At 42.0% G+C, this 23,874-nt stretch carries 25 protein-coding genes; 19 read left to right on the plus strand and 6 right to left on the minus strand.

Annotated elements, in window-relative coordinates:
- The first annotated feature begins 170 nt into the window (after positions 1-170).
- From HUE98_RS04320 to HUE98_RS04340, 5 genes are all read left to right on the plus strand, one after another.
- Positions 171-1,424, plus strand: a complete 1,254-nt coding sequence (locus HUE98_RS04320) for an ABC transporter permease (protein WP_241422639.1) — start codon at positions 171-173, stop codon at positions 1,422-1,424.
- A gap of 198 nt (positions 1,425-1,622) precedes the next feature.
- Positions 1,623-2,042 (plus strand): RrF2 family transcriptional regulator, encoded by a 420-nt coding sequence (locus HUE98_RS04325; RefSeq protein WP_241422640.1) that lies wholly within the window; start codon positions 1,623-1,625, stop codon positions 2,040-2,042.
- A gap of 54 nt (positions 2,043-2,096) precedes the next feature.
- Entirely contained in the window at positions 2,097-3,029 is a 933-nt protein-coding gene (metA, locus tag HUE98_RS04330; protein WP_241422641.1) for a homoserine O-acetyltransferase MetA, read from the plus strand.
- Between the two features lie 173 nt (positions 3,030-3,202).
- The gene (locus HUE98_RS04335; protein ID WP_241422642.1) at positions 3,203-3,529 is read left to right on the plus strand and encodes a nucleotidyltransferase domain-containing protein; all 327 of its coding nucleotides are present in this window, start codon (positions 3,203-3,205) and stop codon (positions 3,527-3,529) included.
- The gene (locus tag HUE98_RS04340) at positions 3,522-3,926 is read left to right on the plus strand and encodes a HEPN domain-containing protein (protein WP_241422643.1); all 405 of its coding nucleotides are present in this window, start codon (positions 3,522-3,524) and stop codon (positions 3,924-3,926) included. The genes HUE98_RS04335 and HUE98_RS04340 overlap by 8 nt, the downstream gene beginning before the upstream one ends.
- 159 nt (positions 3,927-4,085) lie before the next feature.
- Here HUE98_RS04340 and HUE98_RS04345 read toward each other — a convergent pair whose 3' ends face one another.
- Positions 4,086-4,937, minus strand: coding sequence for a Gmad2 immunoglobulin-like domain-containing protein (locus tag HUE98_RS04345; RefSeq protein WP_241422644.1), 852 nt, complete (start codon positions 4,935-4,937; stop codon positions 4,086-4,088).
- Between the two features lie 223 nt (positions 4,938-5,160).
- Between HUE98_RS04345 and queC the strand changes: the two genes are divergently transcribed.
- A complete protein-coding gene (gene queC, locus HUE98_RS04350; protein ID WP_241422645.1) occupies positions 5,161-5,835 on the plus strand; it encodes a 7-cyano-7-deazaguanine synthase QueC in 675 nt (224 codons plus the stop codon).
- Between the two features lie 227 nt (positions 5,836-6,062).
- On the opposite strand, the gene HUE98_RS04355 is transcribed toward queC, so the two are convergent.
- Positions 6,063-6,377, minus strand: coding sequence for a hypothetical protein (locus tag HUE98_RS04355; protein ID WP_241422646.1), 315 nt, complete (start codon positions 6,375-6,377; stop codon positions 6,063-6,065).
- 342 nt (positions 6,378-6,719) lie between these two features.
- Here HUE98_RS04355 and HUE98_RS04360 point away from each other — a divergent pair, with 342 nt between their 5' ends.
- Both HUE98_RS04360 and HUE98_RS04365 read left to right on the plus strand, forming a co-directional pair.
- Positions 6,720-8,093, plus strand: coding sequence for a sodium/glutamate symporter (locus HUE98_RS04360; RefSeq protein WP_241422647.1), 1,374 nt, complete (start codon positions 6,720-6,722; stop codon positions 8,091-8,093).
- A 531-nt stretch (positions 8,094-8,624) separates the two neighbouring features.
- Complete coding sequence (locus HUE98_RS04365; protein WP_241422648.1) at positions 8,625-8,876, plus strand: hypothetical protein; 252 nt, start codon at positions 8,625-8,627, stop codon at positions 8,874-8,876.
- A gap of 76 nt (positions 8,877-8,952) precedes the next feature.
- Here HUE98_RS04365 and HUE98_RS04370 read toward each other — a convergent pair whose 3' ends face one another.
- Entirely contained in the window at positions 8,953-9,393 is a 441-nt protein-coding gene (locus tag HUE98_RS04370) for a YaiI/YqxD family protein (protein ID WP_241422649.1), read from the minus strand.
- Positions 9,394-9,620: 227 nt separating this feature from the next.
- Between HUE98_RS04370 and HUE98_RS04375 the strand changes: the two genes are divergently transcribed.
- The 3 genes from HUE98_RS04375 (at position 9,621) to thiM (ending at position 12,525) form a co-directional block, all read left to right on the plus strand.
- A complete protein-coding gene (locus HUE98_RS04375; protein WP_241423497.1) occupies positions 9,621-10,793 on the plus strand; it encodes a M48 family metallopeptidase in 1,173 nt (390 codons plus the stop codon).
- A gap of 88 nt (positions 10,794-10,881) precedes the next feature.
- Positions 10,882-11,145, plus strand: a complete 264-nt coding sequence (locus HUE98_RS04380) for a YkuS family protein (protein WP_241422650.1) — start codon at positions 10,882-10,884, stop codon at positions 11,143-11,145.
- A gap of 576 nt (positions 11,146-11,721) precedes the next feature.
- The gene (thiM, locus tag HUE98_RS04385) at positions 11,722-12,525 is read left to right on the plus strand and encodes a hydroxyethylthiazole kinase (RefSeq protein WP_318036542.1); all 804 of its coding nucleotides are present in this window, start codon (positions 11,722-11,724) and stop codon (positions 12,523-12,525) included.
- A 96-nt stretch (positions 12,526-12,621) separates the two neighbouring features.
- Here thiM and HUE98_RS04390 read toward each other — a convergent pair whose 3' ends face one another.
- Genes HUE98_RS04390 through HUE98_RS04400 form a run of 3 tightly spaced genes read right to left on the minus strand, consistent with a single transcriptional unit; the run spans position 12,622 to position 15,056 of the window.
- On the minus strand, positions 12,622-14,082 hold the full coding sequence (locus HUE98_RS04390) for a polymer-forming cytoskeletal protein (protein WP_241422652.1): 1,461 nt from the start codon (positions 14,080-14,082) through the stop codon (positions 12,622-12,624).
- 5 nt (positions 14,083-14,087) lie between these two features.
- Positions 14,088-14,549 carry an anti-sigma factor gene (locus tag HUE98_RS04395; protein WP_241422653.1) on the minus strand — a complete coding sequence of 154 codons (462 nt, stop codon included), beginning with the start codon at positions 14,547-14,549 and terminating at the stop codon, positions 14,088-14,090.
- Positions 14,550-15,056, minus strand: a complete 507-nt coding sequence (locus HUE98_RS04400) for an RNA polymerase sigma factor (RefSeq protein ID WP_241423498.1) — start codon at positions 15,054-15,056, stop codon at positions 14,550-14,552. It abuts the gene before it with no gap.
- Between the two features lie 229 nt (positions 15,057-15,285).
- Between HUE98_RS04400 and HUE98_RS04405 the strand changes: the two genes are divergently transcribed.
- The 8 genes from HUE98_RS04405 to HUE98_RS04435 all read left to right on the plus strand — a co-directional run bounded on the left by HUE98_RS04405 (position 15,286) and on the right by HUE98_RS04435 (position 23,778).
- Positions 15,286-16,212 (plus strand): ABC transporter ATP-binding protein, encoded by a 927-nt coding sequence (locus HUE98_RS04405; RefSeq protein WP_241422654.1) that lies wholly within the window; start codon positions 15,286-15,288, stop codon positions 16,210-16,212.
- Positions 16,205-16,987, plus strand: a complete 783-nt coding sequence (locus tag HUE98_RS04410; RefSeq protein WP_241422655.1) for an ABC transporter permease — start codon at positions 16,205-16,207, stop codon at positions 16,985-16,987. The genes HUE98_RS04405 and HUE98_RS04410 overlap by 8 nt, the downstream gene beginning before the upstream one ends.
- Positions 16,988-17,120: 133 nt before the next feature.
- Positions 17,121-17,252 (plus strand): hypothetical protein, encoded by a 132-nt coding sequence (locus HUE98_RS17570; protein WP_277623705.1) that lies wholly within the window; start codon positions 17,121-17,123, stop codon positions 17,250-17,252.
- A 283-nt stretch (positions 17,253-17,535) separates the two neighbouring features.
- Positions 17,536-18,234 (plus strand): response regulator transcription factor, encoded by a 699-nt coding sequence (locus tag HUE98_RS04415; protein ID WP_241422656.1) that lies wholly within the window; start codon positions 17,536-17,538, stop codon positions 18,232-18,234.
- Positions 18,234-19,682 (plus strand): sensor histidine kinase, encoded by a 1,449-nt coding sequence (locus HUE98_RS04420; RefSeq protein WP_241422657.1) that lies wholly within the window; start codon positions 18,234-18,236, stop codon positions 19,680-19,682. Before HUE98_RS04415 ends, HUE98_RS04420 begins: the two co-directional genes overlap by 1 nt.
- 153 nt (positions 19,683-19,835) lie before the next feature.
- A complete protein-coding gene (locus HUE98_RS04425; protein ID WP_241423499.1) occupies positions 19,836-21,275 on the plus strand; it encodes a nicotinate phosphoribosyltransferase in 1,440 nt (479 codons plus the stop codon).
- 114 nt (positions 21,276-21,389) lie between these two features.
- Entirely contained in the window at positions 21,390-22,124 is a 735-nt protein-coding gene (locus HUE98_RS04430) for an ABC transporter ATP-binding protein (RefSeq protein ID WP_241422658.1), read from the plus strand.
- Positions 22,111-23,778: a putative ABC transporter permease subunit gene (locus HUE98_RS04435; protein ID WP_241422659.1), complete on the plus strand. Its 1,668-nt coding sequence runs from the start codon at positions 22,111-22,113 to the stop codon at positions 23,776-23,778. The genes HUE98_RS04430 and HUE98_RS04435 overlap by 14 nt, the downstream gene beginning before the upstream one ends.
- Positions 23,779-23,874: the final 96 nt, after the last annotated feature.

Genomic DNA, 23,874 nt, shown 5'->3' on the forward strand with positions numbered 1-23,874 from the left:
CCAATCCGGAGTCCGGCTGTCCGCCCCTGGGTGTCCTTATCACCCTTTGAAGGGCTCCGGGTTGGATTATAATAATTTTATATTTTTTATTGTAATGGAGACAGTGGGATATTCCAATGACCAGGGTTTGGGTATTTTCCCTGAATTAAAGGATGTTGAGGTAATACATTATGAACATTATGGTAATTGTGTGGGACGGTATACAAAGGCGAAAAATTCGTTCTGCTTTATCTATTTTGGGTATAGCCATAGCTGCAGCAGCTCTATTTAGCATGTTGTCTCTACGGGAAAATTATGAATTGGGGATGAGATCGGAACTGGATTTCATGGGTTCTCAGGTAGTGGCGGTAGCCAAAGGTTGTCCTTACGAAGCAGTAGCGGTAATTATGAGCGGCAGTCAGGTTTCAGCTACCCTACCGGAAGAAGTGGTAGAACAGATACGCAGTCTTCCTAATATTAAAGTTGTATCTCCCGGCCTTCATGGTACTTACCGGTATGAGGATTCTTCTCTCCCTCTATTGGGAGTTACTTCAGAGGAACTGGAGTTAAAACCCGGGTGGATTATAGAGGGACGATTTCCTGAACAATTTGGAGAAGCAGTTTTGGGCAGCGGGATGGTGGATTTTTATGCCCGTAGAGGGGAGGAAAATGATTTTTGGAGATGGTGGTCCCCCTGCTGTTTTGGTTTATCTCCTGAATGGGATGTTGAATCTCCTGGAAAGGAAATGGCCTTAGGGGAAACCCTGCAGGTTTCGGTGGCAGGAGAACCGTTGACACTAACGGTAGTAGGTATTTTAGAAAAAACCGGATCTAAAGACGATTTTTCTACATTCACTACCATGGAGACAGTCCAAAAGCTTTTACATTTAGAGGATCGTGTGGCTATGGTAAATATCCAGGTGGAGGATACAGGTTTGATTCCTGAGACCATTGAGAATGTGCAGGCTATTCCTGATGTGCAGGCGGTAACCTCCGCACAGGTAATGGGAACCCTTCAGAATCTGATTGAAACAGGACAGAACATGTTTTTTATGGTGATGCTGGTAGCCCTATTTGTGGGGGGCCTGGGCACTATGAATATTATGCTGATGTCGGTGTTTGAACGTACCCGGGAAATAGGGATGATGAAGGCGGTAGGAGCTTCTGGAAGTAAGATTTTTCAAATGTTTATTTTAGAGGGAGTTTTGATATGTCTGGCCGGCGGAATATTGGGAGCAGCAGCAGGATGGGTAATATCACTTATGGGCAATTTTATATTGGATCAATTTGTGTCTGTTGTGCCCTCCCATTGGACAGCGCAAGTATCATGGTATATTTTGGGAGTATCCATAGGTTTTCCCCTTTTGGTAGGAGTGCTAGCTGCATTATACCCGGCAATTCGGGCCTCGTCCTTAGACCCTATGGAAGCACTGAGAAGCCAGTGAGGTGAGAGATATACTCGCTAACTTTATCTCTTTTTTTTAGGGTATAAGACCCTCACCTCTAAGCGTTAGCGTAGGTGGGGCTTATAATCAGGTGGAGTAGAGTCTCCACCTGATTCCCCGATGTTTCAGCTTGCTGAAACGAGTTCACTTGTCAAGCAAAAGTTTGTTAAGATTATTATTTTTGAAGGGTGGAAATTTATGAAACTGTCGACCAAGGGAAGGTATGGACTTCGAGCCATGTTGGAGATAGCTGCTCACATGGGGTACGGTCCGTTAGCCATGCATATCATAGCTGAGAAACAAGGGATTTCTGAGCGTTACCTGGAACAGCTTTTGATTCCTCTGAAAAGGACGGGGATGATTAAGAGTGTCAGGGGTTCTCAAGGGGGATATATATTAAAGAGAGCTCCGGAAGATATTACTGTAGGGGATATTATCCGGGTATTGGAGGGGCCCATTGCTCCTGTGGATTGTGTAAGTGAGTTGGACCCGGAGGCATGCAGTCGATGGGAACTCTGTGTGACTCGTAAAATTTGGACCGAGGTAAGGGATTCTGTTTCCAGTGTTTTAGATTCTTATACTCTGGCGGATCTGGTTCAGGAGTCCCGGAAGTTATAAGAAGGTTGTCAATAATATTTATGCTTCAAAAACTATCTGGAAAGGGGTGTTACTATGCCCATCAAAGTACCCGATAATCTTCCTGCTGTGGAAATACTGCAAAAGGAAAACATTTTCGTAATGACGGAAAAACGGGCTTTCAACCAGGATATTAGAGAGCTTCATATTATAATCTTAAACTTGATGCCTGTGAAAATGGTTACTGAGACACAAATCTTGCGTCTATTGGGAAACTCCCCGCTGCAGATGGATATTTATTTTCTCATGATAGAGGGGCATATTTCTAAAAATACTCCTCAGGAGCATCTTTTTAGGTTCTATAAAACCTTTGACCAGCTGAAGGGACAAAAGTTTGACGGTATGGTGATTACCGGGGCTCCTGTGGAACATCTAAAATATGAGGAGATTGACTACTGGAGAGAACTTCAGGAAATAATGGATTGGACTTTAACCAATGTATATTCCACTTTACATATCTGTATGGGGGCCCAGGCAGGATTGTATCATCATTATGGCATTCCTAAGTATCCTCTGGATGCCAAGATGTTTGGGGTTTTTCCCCACTCTGCCTGTCGGGAAAAGGTGCCTCTACTTCGGGGCTTCGACGACGTGTTTTATGCCCCCCACTCTCGATATACCGAGGTGAGGAGACAGGACATCGAAAATGTGCCGAAGCTTGAAATATTGGCAGAATCCCCAGAGGCTGGAGTATATATTGTGGCCGCGGGGGATGGGCGTCAGGTTTTTGTTACAGGACACTCGGAATATGACCCAATGACGTTGAAGGATGAGTACATAAGGGATTGCAGTAAAGGATTAAAAATTGATATACCAAAAAACTATTTTCCCGGGGATAATCCTCAAAAAACTCCGGTGGTGTACTGGAGAAGCCATGCTAATCTCTTGTTTGCAAACTGGTTGAACTATCATGTTTATCAGGAAACCCCTTATAATCTAGACCAACTGCATAAAATCCATATTAAATAAAAAATACTTCCTAAAAAATAGAAAAAATAACTTAAATATGCTATAATAGGAACATACATTTGTCGAGGTTGAAAAGACAGTAGTTGAAACGGTTTATAGATAACACGGTGGGATTCCTGAAGGCCTTTTGAAATCCCAGGTATAACTTAAAAAATTGCCAGGGGGGTGTTATTATGGTCGTTGACAAAGAGGTGGAAAGGCTGAGTAGTGGTCTAGTACATAAGTTTAACCCGGCTAAAATTTTGCTTTTCGGTTCCCGAGCGTTGGGCGCTGCCACGGAGGATAGCGACATTGATATCTGTGTGGTGTTGGATGTTCACAATAGTAAAGATGAGATTGAAGACAGCATTTACTCCTATATATATGACGAAGAAGGCCTGGACTTTTCCTGTTCTGTAGATGTTATCGTTTATACTCACCTGGAATGGGAGGAGAGTATCAAGGATTCAGGGACTTTCGCCAGCTTGATCCTTCGGAAAGGGTTGGTTATACATGGGTGATAGCAGAAAATATTGCGATTGGCTGGAACAGTCTCGACAGGATCTGGAAGCGGCGAAAATATTAGTAAAGCATCGGGGCCCCTGTAACCTGGCGTCCTTTCATGCTCAGCAAACGGTGGAAAAAGCTTATAAAGCCTTTATACTTTTTAAGAGCGGCCGTCTCAAGGAGGGACATTCCCTGGTATATCTAAACAAGGTGTGCTCTCAGTTGGACAGGGATTTTTCGGCCTTCAGGGCAGATAGTATTACTTTGAATAAATACTACATGAAAACACGGTACCCGGCAGATTTTCCACTTCAGGTCAGTGAGGATCAGGCCAAGGAATTTGTATTCATAGCTGAGCAAATACTGCAAAAGGTAGAAGAAAAAATACAGAAGAATACAAAGAAAAATTAGTATTCGACTTTTTATAAGACAGGTAAACCTTCCGTTTTTATCTCTTTTTTTTAGGGTATAAGGCCCCCACCTCTAAGCGTTAGCGTAGGTGGGGTTTTTAATCAGGTGGAGTAGAGTCTCCAACTGATTCACCGATGTTTTTAGCTTGCTGAAACGAGTTCACTTAAGATTTAAGGGAAGGCTCACCAGATTTTCTTCTGAACCGTCTTTGGCACTTTCCGAAAAAAGCTCTATAGTGAAATCAGAACCGTTTATTATGGATGACGGAACGTCTATGGGAATCTCAAAGAAATACCAGTCTCCCATACCGGCGGTGGTAAAGTTATTATAAGCAGCATCACCTTTGGCAGTTTTTATTCGGTACTGCACTGTTCCTTCAAAAACGTTGGCCACACCCTGAACCAAAAAGGTACTCTCTACCTGTTCTTGAGGAGCCGGTGTAAATACTTTGATGCCGGGGGAGGAAGCTGCAATTCTTCGCAATTCATTAATTCCCACCAGGGACATGATATGCTCCTCATCGCCGGTGGGGACAAATACCAGAGGAAGGTTTGTGGGTTTGGTATAGACGATGTCGAAAGGATAATTGATGTTGTCGGTAATTTCCTGTCCAGGTTTGGGATGGGTGAATTCTACAACGGCTTCAATTATGTCACGGTTTACTCCCACTTCTTTGAATTTCACCTCATACCCCTCTTGTTTCATCCCATAGGTGATTAGGATGTATCGATTTCCTTCTTGTTCCTTTTCCTGGCCGGTCAGGTTCATTTCCTTAGAGTTTTCCACCCATTCCTGCAGGTTTTTCGGAAGGACCTCAAAACTTACCCGCACGAAAGAATTTTCATCCACTGCAGCCGACCTATCATTTTGATAGGGGTCATTCACTGGATCTGGAGGAGTGGTCCGGGGAGGGGTGTCTGAATCTCGGCCAAAGGCATAAAATAATGAAATAATCAGGGCGAGTATCACAAAGATTGTTACTGTAAAATATTTCTTGGGGATTTTATTCACACCCTTTTTCGTAAGATTATTAAATAAACCAGATGACTTGCCTTTTTTATAACATTTACTATTAGAAAAAAAATATCCCTTTGACCTAATGTTCGTTTTTAACTGTTTAGTTTCTAAAGGATTTTTTTATAATCTTTTTTTCCGTGTTATAATAACTTTAGAAAGAAAAAGTAGAAAAAAGGTGTATTCTATAAATATTTTTTAGATAAAGGAGCATTAAAAGATGACTGACAAAAAAGCGGTGGTGCTGCTCTCCGGAGGGCTAGACAGTACTACCTGTATGAGCGTAGCCCAACAGGAGGGTTTTACAATTTATGCCCTATCCTATGATTATGGCCAGAGACATCGGCGGGAGTTGGAGTTTGCTTCTCAGATTGCCAGTTATTATCATGCCGCTGAGCACCGGGTTATACAGTTGGCTTCTGTGGGAGGCAGTGCTTTGACGGATCTGAACATAGAGGTGCCGGACTTTCAAGAGAACTTAGAAATTCCTGTTACTTATGTTCCCGCCCGGAACATTCTTTTTTTGAGTTATGCACTGGGTTATGGTGAGGTGGTGGAAGCACAATCTATTTTTATCGGAGTGAACGCTGTTGACTACAGCGGTTATCCCGATTGCCGTCCAGAATTTATTCAAGCTTTTCAAAAAGTAGTCCAGGTGGGCACCAAATCCGGTGTGGAGGGCAGTCCTATAAAGATATTAACTCCGTTAATTAATTTGACCAAAGGGGATATCGTCAAACTGGCGTTTGAAAATGGGGCCCCACTGCATCTAACTAACAGCTGTTATAAGGGAGAGGACAAGGCCTGTGGGCGTTGTGACAGCTGCAGGCTGCGGCTAAGGGGTTTTGCCCAAGCGGGAATTGATGATCCTATTTTTTATCAACAGAGGGATTAGTGTTCACTCTTTACAGTTTATTATTACTTTGGGAGGGCGAATTTGGCAGGCGCAAAATTTATATTGATGCCAGCTGCTAAGCCTAAGTAAAAAGCACAACCTCAGCAGCTGTGCTTTTACAAAAAAATTATAAACCCTTTAGTTTTGTCAATTCTAATCATAATAGTTTTAAAAAAGTTTTGTTTTTGTCAGGAACCAATTAAAGTTCATTAGTTATTATGTATAAATTATGCACTGGCTTCAACTTTTGCTTTAATAGTTTCGTATTCCTGTTCAGATATTTTTTTTGCCCCGTCAATTAATTTTGCTAAAAGTTTATTAGAAAATTCTTTTTCAGCAGATTCAAAGTCGTACATATCGGTGGGATATGTTTCTGATAAAATTCTTCGAATTTTTTCTTTTTTAAAATTTGTGACTTTAACATTGGTGTGGACAAGAATGGTCTTGGGGTTGTTTTGATCTTCTTCATAAACAAATGCAGAGTTAATGGAGTTAATCTTGAAAGCTAAAGCCCGGTCCTCATCGAAATAATACTCACACATATTAAGCCCTCCTTTATAATGTTAGAATACGATATATGATAGATTTTTGACAAACATTTTTATTTAATCACCTTACTTATTTTCTACATTAACAGTATATTTCCCTTTACGGGAAAGCGAATATTTTATGGTTTTCTTTATTATCATTGTGCCCAGTTCTAAAGGCTTTTAGTTATTTTCTTAAAAAAATACATAAAAAATTTTCCATGATTGCATTTTTTATGGTATGATTTCGTATAAGGTCTAAAGAAATTAGTTATAAAAAATGTATAGAAGGCCGGCAGGTTGATTAATAACTTTGCCCGGCTTTTGCTTTTTTAAATAATTTGAGGAGGGAATAAAATGGATATACAACTCTTTGCCGTAACCCTTCTGGTGTTATCAGTCAGCCTGGTTATTGGAAAATATTTACGATTAAAAATTGTTCTGCTGCAAAAGCTATTTTTGCCTAGTTCCGTTATTGGGGGATTATTTCTTCTTTTTATCGGTCCCTATGCCCTATCATTACCAGTACTGCGGGATTTAACAGGTATGTGGGCTCTTCTTTCCGTTTTGCCTGCATATTTGATAAATATTATTTTTGCCTCTCTATTTATTGGAAAGGATCTTCCCCCCCTTAAGGAAATCTGGAGGCTGTCTGGGCCTCAGGTTTGTTTTGGGCAGACACTGGCTTGGGGACAGTATTTATTCGGAATTCTTGCCGGTATTTTTGTGTTAACTCCTTTACTGGGGCTTCCCCCTATTGCTGGGGCTTTAATTGAAATTGGTTTTGAAGGGGGGCATGGCACTGCTGCCGGCCTTGGACCTACCTTTGAAGCACTGGGATGGCCACAGGGGCAGGATTTAGCTTTGGGCCTGGCTACTGTGGGTATAATGGTTGGGGTTTTGGCGGGAATTGTGCTGGTCAATTGGGCTTCTAGAAAAAATATAATAAAAGAGAGAGAGACGGTAGAAATTCTCCGGAGGGAGGATACCTGCACAGAATTTGAAGATAGGGAAGAGGTAAATGAGGAAAAGGGTTTTCTTCCTGAGTCCATAGAACCCCTTTCTCTGCACCTGGCCCTGGTGGGGGCGGCGGTGGGTATAGGGTATCTTATGCTGGAACTGTTGATTTATCTGGAAGGCCTGCTTTTTTCTCCTTTTGGATGGGAGGGAATAATGGAATTTGTTCCACTTTTCCCTCTAGCTATGATTGGAGGTATATTGGTACAAATATTATATCACCGTCTTTTTGAAAATACCCTGGAAATTGATCGACAGCAAATTAATCGGCTGCAGGGGCTTTCTTTAGATTTTTTAATCGTTGCTTCTCTGGGGAGTTTGAGCCTGGGGGTTTTGGTAGATTACTGGGAAGCCATGGTTTTACTCTCGCTTATCGGAATTACATGGAATCTCACAGCTTTTCTGTTTCTAGCTCCCCGGCTGATTAAACATCATTGGTTTGAGCGAGGGATTGGGGACCTGGGGCAGTCCATGGGGATGACAGCCACAGGTTTGCTTCTCATTCGCCTGGCTGATCCCGATAACCGGAGCAATGCCCTGGAGGCATTCGGCTATAAACAACTGTTATTTGAACCTATTGTGGGTGGAGGTCTTTTTACTGCGGCTTCCATGCCCTTGATTGCCAGGTTAGGGGCTCATACTATGCTGTTTTTTGTAGCCGTTATTTTTCTTTTTTGGCTTGTGGTTGGTTTTATGCTGCGAAAACGAATATAGTCCTTACTTTACTTTAAATCCTGGGACTTTTCAAAGCATCAATTATTGATACCGTTTTAGAATATTGCTGTTTACAGAAGGAGATATTAAAGAATTGTGGTATGATGAAAGCAGCGAGTTGGTATTATTTACAGATTTACCAAAATATTTTTTGACAAATTGCGGTTAAAATAATATAATGTAAAATGTAAGTTGTTTTTGGTTCTTTAAAGTTTTATCTTTGCCAAACACAGCTGTTGTTAAGGAGGGGGTGCCCAGGGGAAAAATGACATACAAAACCTACCTGGTTTAAGCAAAGACAATATAATCTATAGCCGTAAACTGGGGGGATAATGTACTTAATTTGTTAGCAACGAGGGGTTTAAATTCTGATTAATTGTAGCTTAGAAGTGGTTCCAAGAAATATTTTAAAATCAAAACAAGTAGTAAAATGTATTACTTTGTTAAGTGGTACAGAACAATATATGCAGAAACCCAATTAGGAATTTATACATAAATGGGCTGCTGCTACAGAAATAGGAGGAGTTTATAATGAAGAAAAAGCTTTTGGTTCTCGGTTTAGTTTTAATGCTGGCTTTCGCATGTCTATTTGTTGGTTGTGGTGGGAACGTGGAAGACGATGTAGAAGAGGACGTCGAAGAACAAGTTAATGACATTGAAGAAGTAGAGGATGAAGTAGAAGAGGTTGACGAAGAGGAAGAGGAAGTAGAAGAGGAAGAAGAAGAGGAAGAAGAAGTAGAAGAGGAAGAAGAGGCTGACGAAGAAGAAGAGGAAGAAGAATAAATCTAAAATTTGTCTATAAAAACAGGTTTTTAATAACCTGTTTTTTTTTTGGGAGTAATTAAAGCCCGGGAAAATATCACGGGCTTTTTTTTTGTAACAGTTTTTCCAGACGGAGTTCAAATTTTTCGTCATTTATATCTGCTCGTTTTTTAGGGCCTTTGGTCCTACCGCCTCCCCGCCGGTATTTAGCTTTTAGCGCTCTTTCTTCCAAAAGAAAATCAATATTTTCCTTAAGAAATTCCTGCCCAGAAGGGCTGAGGCATCTGACGTATTTTCCCAGCAGCATGGCCGCCAGTCCCCAGTCTTGAGTTATGGCTATGTCGCCGGGCTGAGATATGTTCATCAATTTGACATCAGTTTCCTCGGGGGCATTACCTACCAAGATATGATTTTCAAAGTTTATGTTATGGTTGAAACTGGCCACAGTCCAAACCGGTATTGAGTATTTTTTCCCCAGCCTAATACAGATTTCCAAAACCTTTTTTGGGCAGGCATCAGCATCAACCAGAATTTTCATAGCAATCCTCCAGAAAATATTTTTTTTATAGTTATTTTTGTTCGTTATTTTTATTATATTTAAATTAAGATTATAATTATTATATCGAATCCTTTGGGGCCGGCAAAGTATTATTTTGGCTAAAGTATTGAACACTCCGGGATGTCTGTAAAATATTTTTTTCTTTTGGTGGTTAAATTATAAAAAAAGGCGGGGATAAATTGAGGGGGAAAATACCTTTGAATGCAGTGTACATCTGGATTTTACTTGGGGCGGGGGCTCTTATGGTTTTAGGAGCAGTACAGGTGGGGCTTATGATTGGGGTCAGGCCTGACGCAGAGACGCTGCACTATTTTAGTCCTGATTTTTTGCAGAGAGCCCTGGAATATGAAAGGGTAAGCTTGACCTGTTACCTGGCTGGTCAGGTATTGAATGCTGCCGTTTTTGGTGCAGCTTCTTTATTATTTTTGCGTTACTTAGGTGCTGACTATCGGCCCTCCTTGAAGGAAGCTGCCGGTTATATTCTCCTTTTCTTATTATTTTTAAACTTGATTACTCTACCCCTGGATTTCTACCGGGGTTTCGTGGTGGAACATCGCTTTTTACTTTCTAACCAGACCGTGGGGTCCTGGTTTGGAGACTACATAAAGTCCATGATAATTTCCTTATCCATTAACACCGTTGGGTTGACCGCCTTATATCTTATTTTTACTCACTGGCCCCAGCGCTGGTGGGTTTTGGCGGGGATAGGTTTTTCTTTATTTCTTCTGCTGGGGACCTATTTATACCCGGTAATTGTTGATCCCCTTTTCCATAATTTTACTCCCCTGAAAGATGAAGCAATGTCTGTGGAAATAGTGGATATGGCAGATCGGGCAGGAATTGAGGTGGATGAAATCCTGGTGGCAGATGCCAGCCGCCGCACCCATAAAGCCAACGCCTATTTTACGGGGCTGGGAAGGACCAAGAGAATTGTTTTGTACGATACTCTCGTCAAAAGTTTTACTCCTGAGGAGGTAATGGTGGTTATTGCCCATGAAATGGGTCACTGGCGTTATAACCATATTGTTAAAAATATTTTAATGAGTATCATTGGAACATTCCTTTCCCTCTATCTGCTGAAGGTGCTGCTGGATTTGATGGGGGTAACCGGTGGGTTGAGTATAATTCCCCTGGCACTTTTGTTTTTTCTGCTGTTGTCAATGATATCCATGCCCTTTCAAAATGGTATAAGCCGGGTATTTGAGCGTCAGGCGGATCAGGAGGCCTTATCTTTAACCCATGATTCGGCATCTTTTGTTACCCTGAAACAGAAGTTGGCGGAGGCTAATATATCTACTGTAAAACCTCATCCTTTGGTTAAGTTAGTGTTGTACTCTCATCCTCCAGTAATTGAAAGAATTCAAGCTGCGAAACAATAGTTTTTATATTAAATTATTTTGGAAATAATAATTAGTATAATTAATATGAATCACATACAAGCTCTATTTGAAGAAAGGAACAATGTAAATGACTAAACTGGTAGTAATGGTGCAGGATGGGTTGGATGAAGTAGGCAGGAGATTAAAACAGGAAGGTTATAAAGTGGTGGATGTTGACGATACGGGGGATAAAATAGATGCCATCGTGTTTTCTCCCTCTCAAGCCCATGAGGCTGGCTCTCTTCACAGTGATGTGATGCTTCCCGGTGGGAATAACGGTTTCGTCGTTATGATTAATGCTGATGAGAAATCGGACAATGATATATTATCCATGCTGGAAAATATTAAGTGATTTAAAAAATTGTCCCAAGGGCTATTGAACAGGATAATTAGGTTGTCAAGGCTCCCGCAAAAAAGCGGGTGCTTTTTTTCTTGCGGTGCCATGAGAACGTTTCCAGCGTCACCGGAGCAAGAGCGAAGGGCCGAAGTCTTGGACGATGGAACCGTATCCATGGCTTAGCGGTGTAGTTCAAAATAAGCAACCTTTCGCTGTAGTGATAATAAGGAATATGTAAAATAATCATTAACGTAAAATAATATTTATGTTAAAATAGAAACAATAATCATACAATAAAGAAATATTTGCACTGGGGGAGCTTCTGTAAGAAGCTGAGAAAGCAGGTGTGACCTGCTGACCCTTTGAACCTGAGAATGCCGTCTGAGTCAGGGCTGTACTGGGTAATTCCAGCGAAGGGAAGGTGATGTGGATTAAGAAAAGCTGCATTCTCCTGATGGATGCGGTTTTATTTTTTGCCATCTGAGGTATCATACATAATATTTAATTACAAGGAAGGTAATATATAGGGGGTGCCTGTCGGAAAAAGGCAGCACTTAACTAAGCCACCCAATTTAAGGAGGAACGAAAATGTTGAATATGTATAAAACTATTGCTGATTTATTGGAACAAGTAAGAAACCAGGTTCCGCTGGTACACCACATTACCAACCAGGTGGTTATGAATGATTGTGCTAATATCTCTCTTCACATAGGAGGTTCTCCGGTGATGGCCCATGCTATTCAGGAGGTGGAGGAGATGGTTTCCATGGCAGATTGTTTGATCCTGAATGTGGGTACCCTGACCAAAGACCTGGTGGAATCTATGGTAAAAGCCGGGCGAAGGGCTAACCAAGAAGGTATTCCAGTGCTTTTTGACCCGGTAGGTGCAGGAGCAACAGTTATGAGGACTCAAGCCTCACAACGGCTTTTAAATGAACTGAAAATAGATATCATTAAAGGTAACCCGGGGGAGATATCTGTTTTGGCGGGCTTGAAGGCTCAAGTGCGGGGGGTAGATTCTGTTGATGTGGGTGGTGAGCCCCGGCAAGTTGTTAAAATGCTGGCTGACCAGACAGGAAGCTGTGTGGTAATGACCGGTGCAGTAGATTGGGTTTCTGATGGGAAAAGAACCTTTTGCGTTAAAAACGGACACATACTGCTTTCTAAGCTCACCGGAACAGGTTGTATTTTGGGTTCAATAATTGGAGCTTTTGCCAGTGTAGTTAATGATTCTCTATTGGCTTCTCTTTCGGGGCTGGTGTGTTTGGGTATCGCAGCGGAGGTGGCGGCGGAAAAAGAAAACTTACCTGCTTCATTTAAGAGGACGCTTTTTGATGAGGTTTACGCTATGGATCGGGAAAAGATTATTAAATATGCCACAGTTGAAGAAGTATAAAAGGCCGGGGTTTTAGTTAAAAGCCCCGGCCTCTTACTTTGTTAATTAAGTGTAATGCTTTCTATATTATATTGGTTTTTTTTGGAGTGTAACAATTTAATCAAATTTCTCCTTATCATTTTGCTCTGATCTTTCTGCCCCTATGGAATTAGAGTTCCCTTGGTTATCTTCATTCTCAATAAATTCAATGTTTTCCAACCGGGTATTTTCTTCGGTTTCTGGTTCCGGCAGTTTTTTGTTAAGGTTTGTTGGGCTTACTGGAAATTCACCGTCGTTGTTAAGATTTTCGGTTCCAAAACGGGTAGACAGTGCAGCGCCCACCGCCAGGATGAATACACCAATTCCAACCAGGCCCCCCAGTACAGGGATGAACCCAATGATACCCAGAAGCAGCACACCCAGGGCTAATTCTCCTAAGGGATTGGCTCCAACGGTGGAGGAGGATTTCAGAACCCGGCCGCCTAACCAAAGTGCGACACCGGTGTAGCCCATGAGCCAGGCTATGGCTAACAGTAGGAACTCTACCAGGATTAAGGGTATACCAATAATGGTTATGGCCAGCAGTATGACTAAAGGTATGGCCAAAATAACCGTCAGCACTCCCCAGAGGATTGCAGGGCCGGTCTTTTGGTTCACCGCCTGCACAATGTTTTTAGTGTTCCTGGGGAACAGGGTGTGTACCAGGGCGGCCAGGGCAAAAATGACCACCATACCCAAAATTCGAGATGCTGCCCGTCCGGTCCATCCGGTAAAGGGGGTATAGAAGGGAAAGAATCGGTGGTGTCCGGGACGGAGGTTAAAATTAAAATTCCGGAAAAATTCACCGTCGGTAAAGGGAAGTATATTAATGAAGTCGTCTATGCCTCTGAAGTTATAACCTCCGGAGAACATATTATCTACTTCTCTTCGGCTCAATTCTTCATTTACTATGATGGAACCCACTTGAGCCCCGGCATCGGTTTGAACTAAGCCTTGTTCAACTAAAACACGGCCGCCTACTACTGCATTTGGTCCCAGTTCTACAATACCCTGGGGCATAGTAACGTCGCCGTCTACCTGCCCAGTAATACGGATTATTTTTCCTTGACTGTTTACATTTCCCAGAACATGGCCTATTATTTGCAAATCTCCCAACTCCAGGTCTACGTCACCGGCTATAGTTCCCCTGATTTTTATGGAGCCCAGGCCTGCTTTTAGATTTCCTCCCACGTCTCCATCCACCGAAACGGAACCCATTTTGGCATCGACGTTTCCGGAAACTCTGCCAGGGATAACTACCTCACCCATATTAGCCGTTACACTACCGTTAATGTCCCCGAATACAGAAACCTTTCCCATATTGTTGATTACATCCCCGTTGACTATGCCGTCAATTTCTATTTCTCCCATGTTTACAGTGACATCTCCATTGACGGTAGTATTTCTAGGGATTTCCAGGCTTCCAGTGGTCTTGTTTATGTCCTCATTAATCACCGTTCCTTGCCCGGCGGCAGTTCCAGTTAGAAGCAGTACCGCCAGCAGCACTAAACATACCCACTTACCGTAACTTTTCCTCATTTAAATCACTCCTCTATTGTTTGTAATTTAATTAATAAAAATATTTCCATCACGGCCATAACAGCGGCCAGCATCAACCACCAGGTGGGATTAATTCTTTGTACTGCTTTTATTACTTCCAGCAAAATATCGATAAGAAGTCCGCAGTAGGCGGTAACGCCCACCGTAATCCACCAGGAAAATATCCCCGTATCCAACATAATCACTGATATGGTGAGTAGAATGAAGAGGGCGCCGGCCAAGAGTCCTGCGGGAAATGGTTTAGTCTTTGCAATCATACGTTGAGGAAAATCTTTTGGCATAGTGATATCGGTGGATAGTGCCATGGCCAGATCTATGGATTCTTGGATCTCTAGATACATCTTTTGGCACTGAGAACAGTGTTCCAGGTGTTGAAAATATTCTATTCCACTCTCCTCACCGTCTAATATTGACTGCCAGGTAATTTGGTCGGGACATTTCTTCATTTAACCCGTCTCCTTTCTAGATTCATATGATTTTTTCAGCATTATTCTACCCCGGTAGAGCCGGTTTTTTACAAGGCTCAGTTCCCAGCCCAGCACCTCACAGATTTCCCCGTAACTCAATTCACTAACATGTTTTAATAGAAGGGGCAGCCGGTACATTTCCGGCAGAAGACGTAAGGCCTGCAACAGTTCCTGTTCCCCTTCTTTTTCCAGATACTGCAGTTCCGGCCCTGGTTCTTTGGAGGATTCCCTGATTTCCGCCACCGGCGTTTCCCTCCGGCTGCGGAACTGGCTGCGGCATAGATTTACGGTGATGGTAAAGAGCCAGGGACCTGCTGGTTTATCTCGACGGTAACTTTCCAGATGAGTGAAAGCTCTCAGGAAGGTTTCCTGGGCGATGTCCTCTGCTTGAAAGTAGTCCCCGGTATATCTCAGTGCCAGGCGAAAGATCCTGTCACCATATTCTTGTATCATCTGCTGCAGCAAACTATGGGAATCCTGAGCCATATTTTTCACCCTCTACCTTCTCATATAGTAATACCCGTAAGGTTATAAAAAGTCTGATAAAATTAGAAAAATCTTTCACTGCAAGCCTTAGTTTAACACAGGAGTTGAAAAAATGGGCAATATTAGTTAATAATTTGTTAATAACTTTATAAGTGGTATGTAAGGATTGGATTTTATAATAGATCGTAGAAAGTTAAGGAGCAATATTAAATATAGGAGGCGATACAGTATGAAGAATGACGTAGTTTTAAGAATTGAAAATCTTCACAAATCGTACGGAGAGAAAAAAATTATTGATGGGGTGGAATTATCTGTTAGGAAAGGGGATATTTACGGTTTCCTGGGGCCAAACGGTTCCGGCAAAACAACCACCATACGGATGATTCTGGGTTTAATCAGCCTGGACCAGGGCAGCATTACTTTAAACGGGTATGACATTAATAAGGATTTTAAAAAGGCCATTCGCAAGGTGGGCGCAGTGGTGGAAACACCTAAGTTTTTCCAAAACTATAGTGGTTATAAGAACTTAAAATTGATGGCCGGGCTTTATTCCGACTTACCTCCGGGAAAAGTGGATGAAGTGTTGGAAATGGTAGGTCTGAAAAACCGGAGCAGGGATAAGGTGAGCAGGTATTCCCTGGGGATGAAGCAGAGGCTTGGAATTGCCATGGCACTGTTGAATCAACCGGAGGTGGTAATCTTAGATGAGCCAACCAATGGGCTGGATCCCCAGGGGATGAAAGAAATTCGAGAGATGATTGTCCAGCTTTCCCTGGAACAGGACATCACCTTTTTCATATCTTCTCACCTGCTGCATGAGGTGGAACAGATATGCAACAAGGTGGGGATTTTAAAAGAGGGGAGAAAACTGGCTGAAGGGACAGTGCAGGAACTATTGAAGAAAGATTATGAAGCGGTGGAAGTGCTGACCTCCTCCAGAGAGAAAGCGGTTAAAGTGCTGGAAAATACGGGTTTTGCCAGAGATTTCAGCAGCACAGAGCGAGGAATTCGAATGAAAGTAGACAAGGGATATTCTGAAGAATTAATTCGAAGGTTGGTGCATGGAGGCGTTCCAGTTCAGTATGTTATACCGGAAAACCAAAGCCTGGAGAAGTATTTCATTAAATTGACTCAAGGAGGGGAACAAATTGCTTAGAACAATCAAATTCGAATTATACAAATTGTTTACAAGCAGGAAAGTGTTAGTGACATTTCTGGTGCTCATGGGAATCAGCGTTATGCTGGCGGTGGGAGTCAATGTCATGAATGGCATGGAGGAGGCCCACAAGCTGCACATGGATGGTCAAATTTTCCCGGTTTTTTTATTAACTAACCTCACAGACACTATCCTTCCCATTATGCTGGTAGTGCTCCTGGTTGGGTTGATCGCCGATGAGTACAGAGACGGGACATTGAAACTGCCCCTTTTAAGGCCCATCAGCCGGGATGAACTGCTGGTAGGGAAAATGGCAGCAGCAGTGGTGATGGTGGTAGTCCTGATGGCCGTTACCCTGGTGGGGGGATATGCCGCAGGGACACTGATCTTCGGTTGGGAGCAGGAGGTTATTATTGGGGAGCAGATGTTTGTGGTGGAAAGTGTAACCCAAGTCTTGGGATTTTATTTTCTGACCATGATCCCTTTCATTGCTTATGCTTTTATCATCCTGTTTTTTTCCATGATGTTTGCCAACAGCGGGGTGGCTATAGGAGCCGCTATAGGAATCCATTTTATGCTTTTGTTCACCGGTGGTTTTTTTGAGAAACTGCAGCCGTTCATATTAAATACTTATTACTATATGGGCGGACTGGCCTTAACGGCTGTGCTGGACACTCAAGAATTGGTAGGGAATTTAGTAGTAATCGGGGTCTACATCCTGGTGTTTACAGTGATAAACTATTTAACCTTTAAGAAAAAAGATATATTGTATTAAATTGTCAGGTTGCAAAAAATTAGTATATCTGGCAGGGATTTATATTCGTTAATATAATAAACTAGAGTATTCAATAGATAGCTAAAGGAAAGGCTGTCTACTGAAAAATAAATGAGTGAAAGGATGAAAGAAGATGGAATTTGTTGGACTACTGGCACCCATAGCTTTTGTTTTTGCAATGGCGGCATTAGCGCAGGCAGGAGCACTGAAAAAAGAAGTAGACGTGCTGAAGGAGAAAGTGAACAGGTTGATGGAAGAAAACTAAAGGAGTAAACTAAAGCAATCATATTATGAAAAACTTATAAGCTTTGAGATTTCAAATGATTAAATTGAACTACTCCTGTGTTAAAATATAAGTGTAATTACTATTAGGTCAGCACTGGTGAGGCATGGGACGGTTAAATTGCGGCCTTTCGTTTATCAAAGAAAACAAGGTAAGCCAATAGACACCGTTCCTTTGTCTTTTATGGCTTTCACAAATAATCATTTTATTCTTTCATTGAGCAGTTACGATCACAAGTTAAAAAAAGTAAAGCAGGTGAATAGGTTTGACACAGGAAAAAATATTAGTAGTGGATGATGAAAAGGAAATTGCACAGCTGATTCGAGACTATCTTCGGGCAGAAGGTTTTGAAGTATTTTTGGCTTTTGATGGCGAAGAGGCGGTGAACTGTTTCAGGGAGCAAAATCCCCATCTGGTGGTGTTAGATATTATGCTCCCTAAAATGGATGGTACGGAAGTGTGCCGTATTATACGGGAGGAGTCCAACATTCCCATCCTGATGGTCAGCGCTAAAAAGAGTGATGTGGATAAGATTCTGGCCTTGGGTTTGGGAGCGGACGACTATATGACCAAACCCTTCAGCCCTGGTGAGATGGTAGCTCGAGTAAAGGCTCAACTGCGTCGATTTACCACTTTGTCAGCCAATTCTAAGCAAATAGAAAAGCTTTTTTTTGGTGACCTGGAAATCGATTTAAAGGGTTATGGGGTGACTTTAGCTGGGAAGAGTATTTTCTTGTCGGCCAAAGAATTTGAGCTGCTGGGCTACTTGGCTCAGAACCCCAACCAGGTGTTGACCCGGGAGCAAATTTTTGATAAGGTGTGGAGCTTTAATGATTACGGGGATATCAATACCGTTACGGTTCATATCCGGAGAATCCGGGAAAAAATGGAGCCGGATCCGTCAAATCCTGTTTTCATTAAAACGGTGTGGGGAGTAGGCTATAAATTTACTGGAGGGAAATGATGAAATTGGGGATACGTTCAAAATTAATAACGTCATTTATTTTGGTGTTTTTAATTCCTCTGGTGATTACCGGCACCCTAATTTTTATTTTTTTAAACATTATGGTGGTGAGAAACCCGGAAATGCAGAAAATTGCCTTGATGGAGGACAACCAGACCCTGGTGATGAACGCAGTTAGGGAAAACTTTCGTGATATAGGTAATTATGATCGTTTCGGCGGGGCTGTTGGTCCTCTGCTGGAGGATTATGAGCGGCTGCAGGTGCTGGACCATGAAGGTAAAATCTTGTTTGATTCTCAAAGCCTGGAAAATTCTCTCAGTCATAAGCAGTTAAATCTGGCCAGGTTGGTTGGCCTTGAGGAGGACTCCACCCGGGAAGCCAACATAGAGAGGTCCAGCTATCCTATAGTGGTAGAAGGCCAGGTGCTGGCTACCGCGGTGATGAGCTTTGACTTGAATGAAGTGTTATCTCAGAAGGTAGTAACCAGAATATTGTCCTCTATTGTATTTGGACTGCTGGTTGGTCTGGCACTTCTGGTGCTTTTGATTTATTACTTTTCAAGAATTATTTCTGGAGGCATATTAGAGCCATTAAAGGAGTTGGGGGATGCTACCGATAGTATTTCCCGGGGAAATCTGGATTTTGAAATTAACTACTGCAAAGAAGATGAGCTGGGCCGTCTCTGTCAGGCCTTTGATATCATGAGAAAGGACCTTAAAAAATCCTTGGAAAAGCAGGAAGCTTATGACCGTTCCCGAAAAGAACTGGTGGCAGTTATTTCCCACGACCTTCGGACCCCCATCGCCTCCATTAAAGGCTATGTAGAGGGACTGCAGGACGGCATTGTTAAAGACCCGGAAATGTTTCAGCGCTACCTGACGGTAATCCGGGATAAAACCAGTAAATTGGATCATTTAATTGATGACCTTTTCCAGTATTCTCAGTTGGAGTTGGGTAAACTGACCATGGAAATGAAAGAGCTGGACAGTAGGTTAATGCTGGAAAATATACTGGAAGTGTCGGAGTTTGATTTTGCTGGACACCCGGTGGACCTGATGGTGAATAGGCCCCTGCCCCGAGTGAAATTATTGGCCGATGAACACAGAATATCTCAGGTATTAGATAATATACTGCAAAACGCCCGAAGATATGTGGTTGGAGAGGGTGGAAGGGTAGAAGTGGATGCAGTGATAAAGGATAATTTTATAAAAATTACCATCAGGGACAATGGACCCGGAATCCCCCAGGATGATTTGTCTAATCTATTTGACCAGTTCTACCGGCGGGAGAAATCCCGATCTATGGATTATGGAGGAATCGGCCTGGGATTGGCCATCTGTAAGCACATTGTGGAGGAACATGGAGGGGAGATTTGGGTGGAAAGCAGGTTGGGAGAGGGAGCAGCTTTCATATTCACCCTACCTTTTGTGATGGATATTAAACAATGATTTTTTTTGAAATGCTAAAATGATAATAATGCTTATTTACGCTTAAATATTATACTGCTTTTTCGATAAAATTTTTGAAAAAGTTTGAAAAAGTCCTTAAGGGAATTTTTATTTTAAAGACTATGAGGTGTTGTGAAAATGGAATATCCAGGCATGAGAGAAATGAATTTTACAATGCTTGCTGATTTTTATGAATTTACTATGGCAAATGGATATCATGAACAGGGTTTAAACAGCCAAACAGGATATTTTGACATGTTTTTTCGGAAAAATCCCGATAATGGGGCTTTTGCCATATTTGCAGGGACAGAACAGCTAATTGATTATTTGAAAAACCTTTCTTTTTCTTCCCAAGACATTGAATATTTAAGGGGAAAAAATTTTTCAGAAAGTTTTTTAAACTATTTAAAGGACTTTAAATTTTCTTGTGATGTGTGGGCAGTTCCAGAAGGTACTCCTGTTTTTCCTAATGAACCGTTGGTAATGGTAAGCGGACCCATTATTCAAGCGCAGCTCATTGAAACCATGCTTCTTCTTACTGTTAACCACCAGTCATTAATTGCTACTAAAGCGAATCGAATAACTAGAGCTGCACAGGGGATACCCGTTATTGAATTTGGTTCAAGAAGAGCGCAGGGTTATGCTGGAGCAGTTTTGGGAGCAAGAGCCTCTTATATAGGGGGTTGTATAGGGACGGCATGTACTCTTGTGGAAAAAGAATATGATATTCCTGTCTATGGAACTATGGCACACAGTTGGGTTCAGCTGTTTACTAATGAACTTGACGCTTTTAGAGCTTATGCCAGGACTTATCCGGCTAATTGTGTATTTCTTGTAGATACTTATAATGTTTTAAAGTCCGGGGTTCCAAATGCAATAAGGGTTTTTAAAGAAGAAGTTGTTCCAAAGGGATTCAGGCCAAAAGGAATTAGAATTGATAGTGGAGATATTGCTTATCTTTCTAAAGAGGCACGTACTATGCTTGATGAGGCAGGCTTTCAAGACTGTGCTATTATGGCTTCAAATTCTCTGGATGAAGAGGTTATTGGTGATCTCATATCCCGGGGAGCCAGGCTGGATATATTGGGTGTAGGAGAAAATTTGATTACAGCAAAGTCGGATCCCGTATTTGGTGGTGTTTATAAATTAGTTGCGGTTGAAGACAAAAAGGGGAATATTGTTCCAAAAATTAAATTAAGTGAAAATCAGGGAAAGATTATTACTCCTTGCCCTAAGCAGGTGTACAGGTTGTTTGATCGAAAAACAAATAAAGCGATTTTCGATGTAATAATTCTCAATACAGAAACAATAGATAACTCCAAATCATATCAATATTTTTCTACTAAAGACAATTGTATGAAAAAGATTTCTTCTGATTTCTATGTCAAGAAATTAGCCGTTAAAATATTAGAACAAGGAAAATGTATTTATAAAAGTCCCCATATCAATTCTATCAGGGATTACTGCCTGCAGCAGGTAGACAACCTCAGGGAAGAGCTTCTGGAACTGGAAAACCCTCAAAGTTACCATGTAAACCTGTCTCCCAGACTTTGGGCTGTAAAAAATGAACTAATCAAATATTATTCTTTATAGTCGCACTGCCAAGGGGACTTAGGTATTAGAAGGATTGAAAGCAAAGGCGTGCCAGAAAGCTGTTTCCTCGGCACCCTTGTATAATTATAAGTAATATGTGAGGGGGTTTTTAGATTGATAGAAATTAGTCAACTTTCAAAGAGTTATAACAGGGGTAAAATCAAAGCAGTAGATGATCTAAATATAAAGGTTAATGCCGGAGAAATTTTTGGTTTTCTAGGTCCCAACGGGGCGGGGAAAACCACCACCATCAAGATGATGGTGGGATTACTAAAACCTGATAAGGGCACGATTAAAGTCAACGGATTTGATCTGGAAAGTGATCCACTGAAGGTGAAGGAGTCTATAAGCTTTGTCCCGGATAACCCAGAGGTGTATGAAAAGATAACAGGGGTGGAGTATCTGAACTTTTTAGGGGATATATACCGGGTGCCGGGGGTGAAGAGAAAGGAAAGGGTTTCACATTTACTGGAGCTTTTTGGGTTGACCGGTGTGGTTAATGATTTAATCGGCAGTTACTCCCATGGAATGCGGCAGAAAATTGTGCTGATCGGGGCGCTGCTGCATGAGCCCCAGGTCTTCATTTTGGATGAGCCAATGGTGGGACTGGATCCAAAATCTTCCAACAACTTAAAAGTGCATATGAGGGAACACTGCAGCCGGGGGAATACTGTTTTCTTCTCTACTCATGTGCTGGAGGTGGCTGAGAAGTTGTGTCACCGTATAGGAATAATACATCAGGGCAGGCTTATCGCCTGTGGGACTTTAGAGGAACTAAAGCAGCAGTCACAAAGCAGGGAATCACTGGAGAAAATCTTTTTGGAGTTGACAAGCGATGAACATGTTTAAATTGATTAATATACAGTTAAAGGTTAACTTCGGTTTATCGGCCATGAACTGGTATCGGCAGAAGGGTAAAAAGAAATTTTGGGGGGGCTTAGGAATAATATTTGTGGTAATCCTGGGTATAGCGCCGCTTTTTTATCTGTATTTAAATGCTCTCCAAATGATGTATGAGGTTGCGGTACCGTTGGGTCAGACCCAGGTGGTGCTGACTTCAGGTCTGGTGGCTTCTAGTATATTGGTTTTATTTATGGGAATTTTTTATGTAATGTCTGCTTTTTATTTTTCCCGAGATCTTTCTTTTCTTATCCCGCTGCCTATTTTACCCCGGGATATATTGGCGGCAAAATTTTCTGTGGTGATGATTAATAACTATCTGACCATACTCCCGTTTCTGGGTCCGGCACTGTGGATTTACGGTGTTAATCAGAGATTGGGCCCTCTATATTGGCTGCTGGGGGTGCTGGTTTTTCTCCTGGTGCCGGTAATACCTTTGACCCTGGCGTCTTCTTTTATTTTGTTTTTAATGCGTGTTACCAACCTGGGCAGCAAGAAAGATTTACTGCGCGTGTTGGGGATGTTTGTTTTTATTTTTATTATCCTGATTTTCAATTACATGGTTAACCGCATTCCCGAAGGACAGGAGATGGAATATATTCAGCAATTATTCAGCGATCCTCAAGGGTTGGTAAACCAGACGGGGAGAATTTTCCCTCCAGCTATTTGGGCAACTTTAGCTTTGTCAGCCGGTGGTTCCCAGGCTCTGCTTAACCTGCTGGCTTTTATAGGGGTCAGTATTTTAGGCATAATCATCATGCTGTTTTTGGGTGATCGTTTATTTTACCGGGGATTGATTGGAGGAGATGAAGTCCAGGGACGCAAAGAGATATCTGCTTCAGCCCTGGAGAAAAAAATATCCCGGGTCGGGTCCCCGATAATGGCTATTGCCTGGAGGGAGATTAAAATACTGTTTCGGACACCTATTTATATGTTTAACAGTGTGGCGATGCTGTTTATTTTACCGGTAATTATGCTGATTCCGGCATTCAGCGGAGGGTATTTCGAAGAATATTTAGAGATGATCCGAACTCTGGATATTCGGCTTTATTTAAATTTGGCGGCTGCAGCCTTTATAGGTACCATGGCTTTATTTGCACCGGCATCCTCTAGTTCTTTTTCCCGGGAGGGCAGGCTCTTCTGGATTTCTCAGGTAATACCTATGGATCCCTTAGAACAGATTAAAGGAAAAGTGGTATATTCTTTGATGATTGCGCTCCTGGCGGCTCCGATTATCATTTTCGCTTCTATTGCATTCATTCAGTGGAGTATACTGGAATTGTTTGTGATTATAGGATTGGGGCTGGCGTTAAGCCTTCCAGCCATTACCATAAGCCTGCTCATCGACCTGTTAAGGCCTTACCTGGATTGGGATAATCCCCAGAAGGCCATTAAACAAAACATGAATGTGGTGCTTTCTATGGTAGCGGGAGCAGCAATATATCTTGGGATTTACCAGGTGGTTTATCTCAGCTTGAAGGCCGGAGTGCCGGATTATGGTATTTATTTAATCGTATTGGTGGTTTCCTTGATACTTGGTGTTGTTCCATATGGGATAATGGCTAAAATTGCCACAACCCGGTACCGGGATATAAGTGTTTAATTAATTAATGCCAAGAGATAGGGGACGGTTCTTGTGACAATGTGTCCTCGGGTTGTCAAAGTATTTAATGGTTTTTGTTTTGAAAATAAAATTATG

Origin of the sequence: Candidatus Contubernalis alkalaceticus (assembly GCF_022558445.1) — a bacterium.
Classification (GTDB): domain Bacteria; phylum Bacillota; class Dethiobacteria; order SKNC01; family SKNC01; genus Contubernalis; species Contubernalis alkaliaceticus.

Excerpts from the sequence above, each read along its gene's own strand:
- HUE98_RS04340 (WP_241422643.1), top strand. The coding sequence starts at position 3,522 with ATGGGTGATAGCAGAAAATATTGCGATTGGCTGGAACAGTCTCGACAG.
- HUE98_RS04325 (WP_241422640.1), top strand. The coding sequence starts at position 1,623 with ATGAAACTGTCGACCAAGGGAAGGTATGGACTTCGAGCCATGTTGGAG.
- HUE98_RS04360 (WP_241422647.1), top strand. The coding sequence starts at position 6,720 with ATGGATATACAACTCTTTGCCGTAACCCTTCTGGTGTTATCAGTCAGC.
- metA (WP_241422641.1), top strand. The coding sequence starts at position 2,097 with ATGCCCATCAAAGTACCCGATAATCTTCCTGCTGTGGAAATACTGCAA.
- HUE98_RS04380 (WP_241422650.1), top strand. The coding sequence starts at position 10,882 with ATGACTAAACTGGTAGTAATGGTGCAGGATGGGTTGGATGAAGTAGGC.
- HUE98_RS04405 (WP_241422654.1), top strand. The coding sequence starts at position 15,286 with ATGAAGAATGACGTAGTTTTAAGAATTGAAAATCTTCACAAATCGTAC.
- HUE98_RS04320 (WP_241422639.1), top strand. The coding sequence starts at position 171 with ATGAACATTATGGTAATTGTGTGGGACGGTATACAAAGGCGAAAAATT.
- HUE98_RS04400 (WP_241423498.1), bottom strand. The coding sequence starts at position 15,056 with ATGGCTCAGGATTCCCATAGTTTGCTGCAGCAGATGATACAAGAATAT.
- HUE98_RS04390 (WP_241422652.1), bottom strand. The coding sequence starts at position 14,082 with ATGAGGAAAAGTTACGGTAAGTGGGTATGTTTAGTGCTGCTGGCGGTA.
- HUE98_RS04420 (WP_241422657.1), top strand. The coding sequence starts at position 18,234 with ATGAAATTGGGGATACGTTCAAAATTAATAACGTCATTTATTTTGGTG.
- HUE98_RS04395 (WP_241422653.1), bottom strand. The coding sequence starts at position 14,549 with ATGAAGAAATGTCCCGACCAAATTACCTGGCAGTCAATATTAGACGGT.
- HUE98_RS17570 (WP_277623705.1), top strand. The coding sequence starts at position 17,121 with ATGGAATTTGTTGGACTACTGGCACCCATAGCTTTTGTTTTTGCAATG.
- HUE98_RS04425 (WP_241423499.1), top strand. The coding sequence starts at position 19,836 with ATGAGAGAAATGAATTTTACAATGCTTGCTGATTTTTATGAATTTACT.
- HUE98_RS04370 (WP_241422649.1), bottom strand. The coding sequence starts at position 9,393 with ATGAAAATTCTGGTTGATGCTGATGCCTGCCCAAAAAAGGTTTTGGAA.
- HUE98_RS04435 (WP_241422659.1), top strand. The coding sequence starts at position 22,111 with ATGAACATGTTTAAATTGATTAATATACAGTTAAAGGTTAACTTCGGT.
- HUE98_RS04355 (WP_241422646.1), bottom strand. The coding sequence starts at position 6,377 with ATGTGTGAGTATTATTTCGATGAGGACCGGGCTTTAGCTTTCAAGATT.
- HUE98_RS04365 (WP_241422648.1), top strand. The coding sequence starts at position 8,625 with ATGAAGAAAAAGCTTTTGGTTCTCGGTTTAGTTTTAATGCTGGCTTTC.
- queC (WP_241422645.1), top strand. The coding sequence starts at position 5,161 with ATGACTGACAAAAAAGCGGTGGTGCTGCTCTCCGGAGGGCTAGACAGT.
- HUE98_RS04335 (WP_241422642.1), top strand. The coding sequence starts at position 3,203 with ATGGTCGTTGACAAAGAGGTGGAAAGGCTGAGTAGTGGTCTAGTACAT.